Origin of the sequence: Sandarakinorhabdus sp. (genome assembly GCF_031422795.1) — a bacterium.
Taxonomy (GTDB): domain Bacteria; phylum Pseudomonadota; class Alphaproteobacteria; order Sphingomonadales; family Sphingomonadaceae; genus Sandarakinorhabdus.
Genome location: NZ_JANPML010000445.1, coordinates 1 through 6,813 on the forward strand (window position 1 = coordinate 1; position 6,813 = coordinate 6,813).

9 protein-coding genes and 1 pseudogene are annotated in these 6,813 nt (G+C 66.1%); all 10 read right to left on the bottom strand.

Annotated elements, in window-relative coordinates:
* Positions 1-896, bottom strand: an 896-nt coding sequence (locus RMO81_RS15125; RefSeq protein ID WP_409049634.1) for a CCA tRNA nucleotidyltransferase, incomplete at its 3' end; no start/stop codon positions are given.
* Positions 893-1,489 (bottom strand): CoA pyrophosphatase, encoded by a 597-nt coding sequence (locus RMO81_RS15130; protein WP_310476765.1) that lies wholly within the window; start codon positions 1,487-1,489, stop codon positions 893-895. The genes RMO81_RS15125 and RMO81_RS15130, both read right to left, overlap by 4 nt.
* Positions 1,479-2,042, bottom strand: coding sequence for a DUF1285 domain-containing protein (locus tag RMO81_RS15135; RefSeq protein ID WP_409049635.1), 564 nt, complete (start codon positions 2,040-2,042; stop codon positions 1,479-1,481). The genes RMO81_RS15130 and RMO81_RS15135 overlap by 11 nt, the downstream gene beginning before the upstream one ends.
* Positions 2,043-2,068: 26 nt before the next feature.
* On the bottom strand, positions 2,069-2,614 hold the full coding sequence (locus RMO81_RS15140; RefSeq protein ID WP_310476767.1) for an N-acetyltransferase: 546 nt from the start codon (positions 2,612-2,614) through the stop codon (positions 2,069-2,071).
* Positions 2,615-2,793: 179 nt separating this feature from the next.
* Positions 2,794-3,381, bottom strand: a complete 588-nt coding sequence (locus RMO81_RS15145) for a hypothetical protein (RefSeq protein ID WP_310476769.1) — start codon at positions 3,379-3,381, stop codon at positions 2,794-2,796.
* A gap of 9 nt (positions 3,382-3,390) precedes the next feature.
* Positions 3,391-3,867 (bottom strand): hypothetical protein, encoded by a 477-nt coding sequence (locus RMO81_RS15150; protein WP_310476771.1) that lies wholly within the window; start codon positions 3,865-3,867, stop codon positions 3,391-3,393.
* A gap of 66 nt (positions 3,868-3,933) precedes the next feature.
* Positions 3,934-4,161, bottom strand: coding sequence for a F0F1 ATP synthase subunit C (locus RMO81_RS15155; RefSeq protein ID WP_310476773.1), 228 nt, complete (start codon positions 4,159-4,161; stop codon positions 3,934-3,936).
* Positions 4,162-4,197: 36 nt separating this feature from the next.
* Positions 4,198-4,926: a F0F1 ATP synthase subunit A gene (locus RMO81_RS15160; RefSeq protein ID WP_409049636.1), complete on the bottom strand. Its 729-nt coding sequence runs from the start codon at positions 4,924-4,926 to the stop codon at positions 4,198-4,200.
* Positions 4,927-4,944: 18 nt separating this feature from the next.
* Positions 4,945-5,247 carry an AtpZ/AtpI family protein gene (locus RMO81_RS15165; RefSeq protein WP_310476775.1) on the bottom strand — a complete coding sequence of 101 codons (303 nt, stop codon included), beginning with the start codon at positions 5,245-5,247 and terminating at the stop codon, positions 4,945-4,947.
* Positions 5,248-5,390: 143 nt separating this feature from the next.
* A pseudogene (locus tag RMO81_RS15170) lies at positions 5,391-6,813 on the bottom strand (chromosome segregation protein); the annotation flags it as partial.

A 6,813-nucleotide genomic window follows, 5' to 3' on the forward strand; every position in this document is an offset into this window, starting at 1 on the left:
TTGGACAGCTTCAGCCGTGCGCCAACCTCATTGGCGACGCGGGTTTCGCCGGGCGGCAACAGCGCGGCCAGCCGCCGTTCCCACGCCGGGGCCAGGCCAGCGGCGGTTTCGGCGGCAATCGTGCCCGCCAGCACCGGCAGCCGGGTTTCCGCCAGTTCCGGCAGCACCGGGCGGAATATGCCGGCCTCCAGCATCAGCGCCAAAGTGGCCACTGGATGGGGCAGGCCCAGCAACAGCCGCAGTTCCATGGCGATGCGCTCACGGCTAAGCGCCATCAGATCGTTGGCGCGGGCGGTGCAGGCTGCCAGCCCGTCGGCATCCATCTGCTGGGCAAAGCGCGCCGAAAAGCGGAAGAAGCGCAGGATCCGTAGATGATCCTCGGCAATGCGTTGCAGCGGATCACCGATGAAGCGCACGCGGCCCGCCGACAGATCGTCCAGCCCGCCCCAATAATCGTGCAGCGTGCCCGACGGCAGATCGGCATAAAGCGCATTCACCGTGAAATCGCGCCGCGCCGCGTCTTCGCGCCAATCATCGGTAAACGCCACCTGCGCATGACGGCCAAAGCTTTGCACATCACGGCGCAGGGTGGTCACTTCGGCAACCAAGCCGCCATCGTCCTTTGGCCCCACCACGGTCACCGTGCCATGGGCGATGCCGGTGGGCACCGCCTTCAGGCCGGCACCACGCACCCGCTTCATCACCTCGTCCGGCGCAAAGCGGGTCGCAAGATCAATATCCGCCCCCTCCAGCCCCAGCAGCGCATCGCGCACGGCGCCGCCCACCAGCCGGGTTGCACCTGCGGCAGCATCCAGCGCGGTCAACAGCGCCGCACCCGCCGCAGTGGCAGCCCAGGCTTGGGGTGGCAGGATATGCAGGCTCACCCCCAGGTTCACGCCAAAGTCTCCAGGCGGCGCGAAAGGGCAATAATCATGCCGGCCGTCGCGCCCCAGATATAATGGCGATCGTGGCGGATCGACCAGAAATGCCGGGTCTGGCCCTGCCATTGCCCGGACTGGCGCAGATGATTGGCCGGATCAAGCACATGCGCCAAGGGCACCAGGAACATCTCGTCCACCTCGTCCGGCTGGGCGCGCAGCATCAGGCCGGGCGGCACCACCCCCACCACCGGCGTGATAAGATAGCCCGATCCGGTGCGATAGGGATCAAGCGTGCCAAGCACTTCGACGACATGACGCGGCATCGCCACCTCTTCCTCGGCCTCGCGCAGCGCCGCGGCGACCGAATCCAGATCCTCTGCATCCTGCCGCCCGCCGGGGAAGGCGACCTGGCCGGCATGGCTTTTCAAATGGGCGGTGCGGCGCGTCAGCAACAATTGCGGTGCCGTCTCCTCCGAAATCGCCATCAGCACGGCAGCCGGCGTCAGACTGGCGACCGGCGGCGGGCCGCCATGATCAAGATCCCAATCACCGTGCGGCTGCGGCGTGAACGGGCCGCTGAGCAGCGTGCGGACCCGATCAAGCGGCATCGCTGGTTCCAAAGGCAAAATAGGCGCCATTGCTCCACAGGCCGGGTGGATCGCCGCCTTCGGCCAGCGCCAGATCGGCAAGCCGATAGAAGGTGGCGCGATTGACCAGCGCCATCAGCTGCCCACGCACATGCAGATAGGGGCGCGGCGTGCCATCGGTATCGATCCGCACGTCCAGCGCATGATCCGGGCCACAGGCCACCACATCCTCGGTATTGAGCCGAAACAGGATGCGCCGCGCCGGCCCGTCGCCTTCCCAATCGGCATCGACCGCGATGAACGGTGCGTCCTCCACATCGATGTCGAGCTTTTCCACCGGCGTCACCAGCACATGGCTGCCATCGGCCTCGCGGCGCAGGATGGAGGAAAACAGCTGCACCAGTTCCTTGCGGCCAATGGGCGAGCCAGCGTGGAACCAGGTGCCATCGGCGGCAATCCGCATGTCACTATGGCCGCAATGGCTTGGGTGCCATTTCTCCACCGGCAAGCGCTTGCCGGCCCGCGACAGGGCCAACAGTTCGGAAAAACGTGTCGCAGGCGATTCGGCACTCACTGGCCCTAGATAGGGCAAGTGGTGGCTCAGGCAACCTTGGCCGGGCGGGACGGGTTGACGCTGCCCGCCCGTTCAACCGGGACGGCTTCGACCCAGGCGATGCGCGGCAGGCCAGTGGCAGGCCCGCGCAGCAGCAGGCGCGCGTGATCAACCGGGCCGGGCAATTCCCAATGCCGCGTCGCCGCGGCTGAAAAGCCGAAGCGGCCATAAAAAGGCGCATCGCCAATCAGCAGCACCGGCGGGCTGTCGCCAGCGTCCAGCGCCGCCAGGCTGGCGCGCATCAGGGCGGTGGCAATGCCTTGGCCTTCACGGGCCGCCGCCACCGCCACCGGGCCAAGCAGGATCATCGGCATCCGCGCGCCGCCAACGCTTTTCAGGCGGATCGGCCAACATTGCAGGCTGCCCACCAGTTGATCGCCATCAAAAGCCACGGAGCTATAGGCCGACAGCACTTCTGCACGGTCGCGCAGGCGATAAGCCGTGCGGTTGCGGCGCGCCGGGCCGAACCGTTCGTCAAGCAGCGAGTCGATGGCGGGCTGATGCGACAGCAGCAGCGGGACGAGCGTGATCACGGAAGGATGGTCTTTCTGCAGACAGGACAACAAGCACGAACAGGCACTGCACCATCACGGGCACAGTGTCAGATTCGTCGGCTCAGTCGCAAAAGATGCATCATGGTCGGCATTTTATCAGCCTGTCCGTGAACATGCAATGGATTGCTGGGCTTAACGCCAGAACCCAGGGTCAGAACCTAGTGCAGGCGGCGGTCGAGACCGGCGATGGCTTCGTCGGTCAGCCGGGTCTGCAGTTCCTTGTCGGAGCGGGCAGCGATGATCGCGGCCGCAGCCTTGGTCACCTGCGCGGCCACTTCGGCCTTCAGTTCGGCCGTCGCGGTGCGTTCGGCAGCAGCAATGCGGCTGGTGGCAGCGGCGGTGCGGCGCGCGATGGCTTCGCTGGCGGCGGCTTCGCTGGCCTTCACCAGATCGGCGGCTTCGGTTTGCGCACGGGCCCGGATGGTGGCCGCGTCCGATTCAGCGGCGGCCTTGGCGGCCTGGGCTTCGCCCAGCAGCTTTTCAGCTTCGGAACGCAGCGCAGCGGCTTCGTCGAGCTGCTTCCTTACCGCGGCAATACGATCGTCGAGGCCCTTGGCGATCAACGACGGCACCTTGCCGATCACGACGGCCAGCACGATGAAGATGGCAACGCCGGTGTAAACCCAGCCTTCGGCACCGATACCGAGCAAGGTCGGTTCGGCGTGATGGCCGCCATCAGCGACCGTGGCAGCGACCGTGGCAGCGACGGTGCCAGCAGTGGTGGCAGCAGTATGTTCTTCAGCCATGTTCGGTCCTCAGCGCTGAGCCAGAGCCGCCGACACATCGGCCGGGGTCACGTCGATGCCGGCCAGCTTGGCCACGGCTTCGCTGGTCAGATCGGCAATGGTGGCTTCAAGGCCGGCACGGGCGCTTGTCCGCGCCAGGTCCAGCGAGGCCGTCGCCGCATCGGCGTCGGCTTCCAGTCGGATGTTGAGCGCCTTCAGCTGTGCGTCGCTGGCCTTGGCGGCCGTTTCGCGGGCCTGGGCAACAGCGGCCTGGGCCGCGTCACGCGCGGCCTTCATGGCAGCTTCGTGATCAGCGCGCAGCGTGTCTGCTGCGCCCTTGGCCGCTTCGGCGCGATCAAGATCGCCGGCAACCTGCGTTTCACGCGCATCGATCACCTTGCCCACCTTGGGCAAAGTTGGCCGCACCACAGCGAAATAGAGCAGCGTGAAGATCACGCCAAACCAGAACAGCTGCGATACGAAACTGGCAGGATCAAACTGCGGCACAGATCATCCCCGGCATAGGTCAAGTGAAACGGCGCCCGGCAGGGTTGCCGAGCGCCGGAACAGGCATCAGCTGAAGGCGAGCGCGAGCGCGACGACAGCGGCGATCAGGCCCAGAGCTTCGGTCACGGCAAAGCCGAAGATCAGGCGGGCGCCAAGCTTGTCGGCAGCGGCTGGATTGCGCAGCGCGCCCTGCAGGAACATCCCGAAGATGATGCCGACGCCGATGGCGGCGAAACCAGCACCCATGGCGGCCAGGCCAGCACCGATAAACTTGTAAGCAGCAACGGTTTCCATTGTTCGTCCTTTACAAATGGCAATTGGTTGAGAGACTTAGTGAAGATTGACAGCGTCGTTCAGATAGATGCTGGCCAGCAGCGCGAACACATAGGCCTGCACGACGGCGATCAGCAGTTCCAGCGCGGTGAGCGCCACGTTGACGCCCAGCGGGATGATGCCCAGCCCGATGTTGACCGCGCCCAGCGACACCACAAAGCCGCCGAACACCTTCATCAGCACGTGGCCGGCGGTCATGTTGGCAAACAGTCGGATGGCCAGCGTGAACGGGCGCGACAGGAACGACAGGAATTCGATGGCGGCCACCAGCGGCGCCACAAACAGCGGCGTGCCTTCCGGCAGGAACAGCGAGAAGAAATGCAGGCCGTGGCGGGCAAAACCGACGATCACCACCAGGATGAAAACGATCATCGCAAGGCCGAAGGTGACGGCGATGTGGCTGGTGGGAGTGAAGCTGTGCACGAACGGCACCATGCCGATCAAGTTGCACGACAGCACGAAGATGAAGAGGGCAAAGATCAGCGGCGCATATTTCAGGCCATCCTTGCCGACATTCTCGCGCAGCATGTCGCGAATGAAATCATACAGCATTTCAACGGCGGCCTGCATCCGGCCCGGCACCAGTTGCGGACGCGCAGTGCCGATGAACAGGAAGGCCGAAACCGCCAGCAGCGTGATCAGCATCCACAGCGAGCTGTTCGTGAACGACAGATCGAACCCGCCCGCATTCAGCGGAACGATGGTTTCAATCTTGAACTGCTCCATCGGGTTGGCCACGGCCGCTCAATCCTCATCCTGGCTGGCGGACTGGTTATCCAGCCGCTTTTGCCGGCGCAATGACTGGGTCAACCCCGTCACAAACCCCAACAACAACATCCCAATCAGACCCCAGGGGCCGGTTCCGGCCTGCCGGTCGATGAACCAGCCGATGAAACCGCCGGCCAGCATGGCGCCGATGAATTCCGACGCGGCCTGCCAGCCCTGATTTTCCTGCAGCTTGGCGCCGTCCTTCCGGCTTGGTTCCGCCGCCCGGGCCGCAGCGATGCGGCGCGCGAGGCTGTCCTCGTCGGTGGGCGGTTTGGCCAAGGCGCAAATCCCTGTTGTCTTTTCGCCCGCCGGGTATGGCAGACGGCCCCACCAGCGAAAGCCGGCAAAGCATGGCGCGCGTCCTAGAGGGGCTGGCCAAGGGTGTCAACTATTGTGCAGTGCAACCTTGGTGCAAAAACCAGCTATGCCATCGCCACCAGTTTCTCGGCGGTCTGCAAATCCACGCTCACCAACTGGCTCACACCCGGTTCGGCCATGGTCACACCGAACAATCGGTGCATGCGGCTCATCGAAACGGCGTTGTGGGTGACGATCAGGAAACGGGTGCTGGTTTGCGCTGCCATGCGGTCGAGCAGGTCGCAGAAACGTTCGACATTGGCGTCGTCCAGCGGCGCATCAACTTCGTCGAGCACGCAGATCGGCGCCGGATTGGCGAGGAACAGCGCAAAGATCAGCGCCGTCGCCGTGAGCGCCTGTTCGCCGCCCGACAACAGCGTGAGCGACTGCAGTTTCTTGCCCGGCGGCTGCGCCATGATTTCAAGGCCGGCCTCCAGCGGATCATCGGATTCAATCAATGCCAGCTGCGCCTCGCCGCCGCCGAACAGATCGCTGAACAGCGCGCGGAAATGGCCATCGACTGCGGTGAACGCCGCCTGCAGCCGTTGCCGGCCTTCGCGGTTGAGGCTGCCGATGGAGCCCCGCAGGCGAGCGATGGCGGTATCAAGCTCGGCCTTTTCCGACCCGGTCAGCTTCGCCTGCTCTTCCAGTTCCTTCAGTTCGATATCGGCGCGCAGGTTGACGGGGCCAAGCCGGTCACGCTCACCAGTCAGCCCGTCCAGCGTTTCGGCCAGTGCTTCCGGATCGCCGGGTTCGATGCCGAAACCGAAGCGGCCGGGCAGCAGCGGCGGCGGGCACTGAAAGCGCTCGCCGCACAATCGCTCCAGTTCCAGCCGGGCGCCATCCTGATGCTCGGCTTCGGCGCGGGCGGTGGCGCGCAGCTCGCGGGCTTCGCCAACATCAGCGTCAGCGGCGCGGGCGCGCGCGGAGACGGCGTTCAAGGCGGCTTCGGCCTGCGCCAGTTGATCAGCGGCCGCAGCGCGGGCGGCATCTGCCGTTTGCATGATGTTGGCCAGGCCGGCCAGATCGGTGGTGATGGCGCGGCTGCGGGCGGCAAGGCCGGCGCGATCTTCGTCGGCAGCCTCGCGGCGGCGCGCCAGTTCGGCGCGCTGGCCGGCGCTGGCGTCGATGCGGCGCTGCCAATCGGCCTGTTCCGCCGCGATGGCGCTGCGCCGGCGGGTGGCTGTGTCCGCATCGCGGGCGGCGGTGTCCACGCCGGTGCGGGCCGTGGCCTGCGCGGCGCGAGCGCTGTCATTTTGCTGGCGGGCCGAAGCCAGCGCGGCAGCCAGTGCGGCCAGCGCATCAGTGGCCGGCACGGCGGCGCGGGCGGTTTCGGCTTCTGCCGCCAATCGTTCGCCATCGGCAGCGGCTTGCGCTGCGGCGGTCTTCAGGCTGGCTTCCTCGCCGGCCGCGCGGGCCACGACAGTCTCGGCCTGGGCCAGCCGCCCCCGCGCTTCGCCCAACAGGCGGGCAGCGGCATCGCGGGCC

Coding starts and splice junctions, on each gene's coding strand:
- RMO81_RS15130 (WP_310476765.1), bottom strand. CDS start 1,489: ATGCCGCTTGATCGGGTCCGCACGCTGCTCAGCGGCCCGTTCACGCCG.
- RMO81_RS15145 (WP_310476769.1), bottom strand. CDS start 3,381: ATGGCTGAAGAACATACTGCTGCCACCACTGCTGGCACCGTCGCTGCC.
- RMO81_RS15155 (WP_310476773.1), bottom strand. CDS start 4,161: ATGGAAACCGTTGCTGCTTACAAGTTTATCGGTGCTGGCCTGGCCGCC.
- RMO81_RS15160 (WP_409049636.1), bottom strand. CDS start 4,926: ATGGAGCAGTTCAAGATTGAAACCATCGTTCCGCTGAATGCGGGCGGG.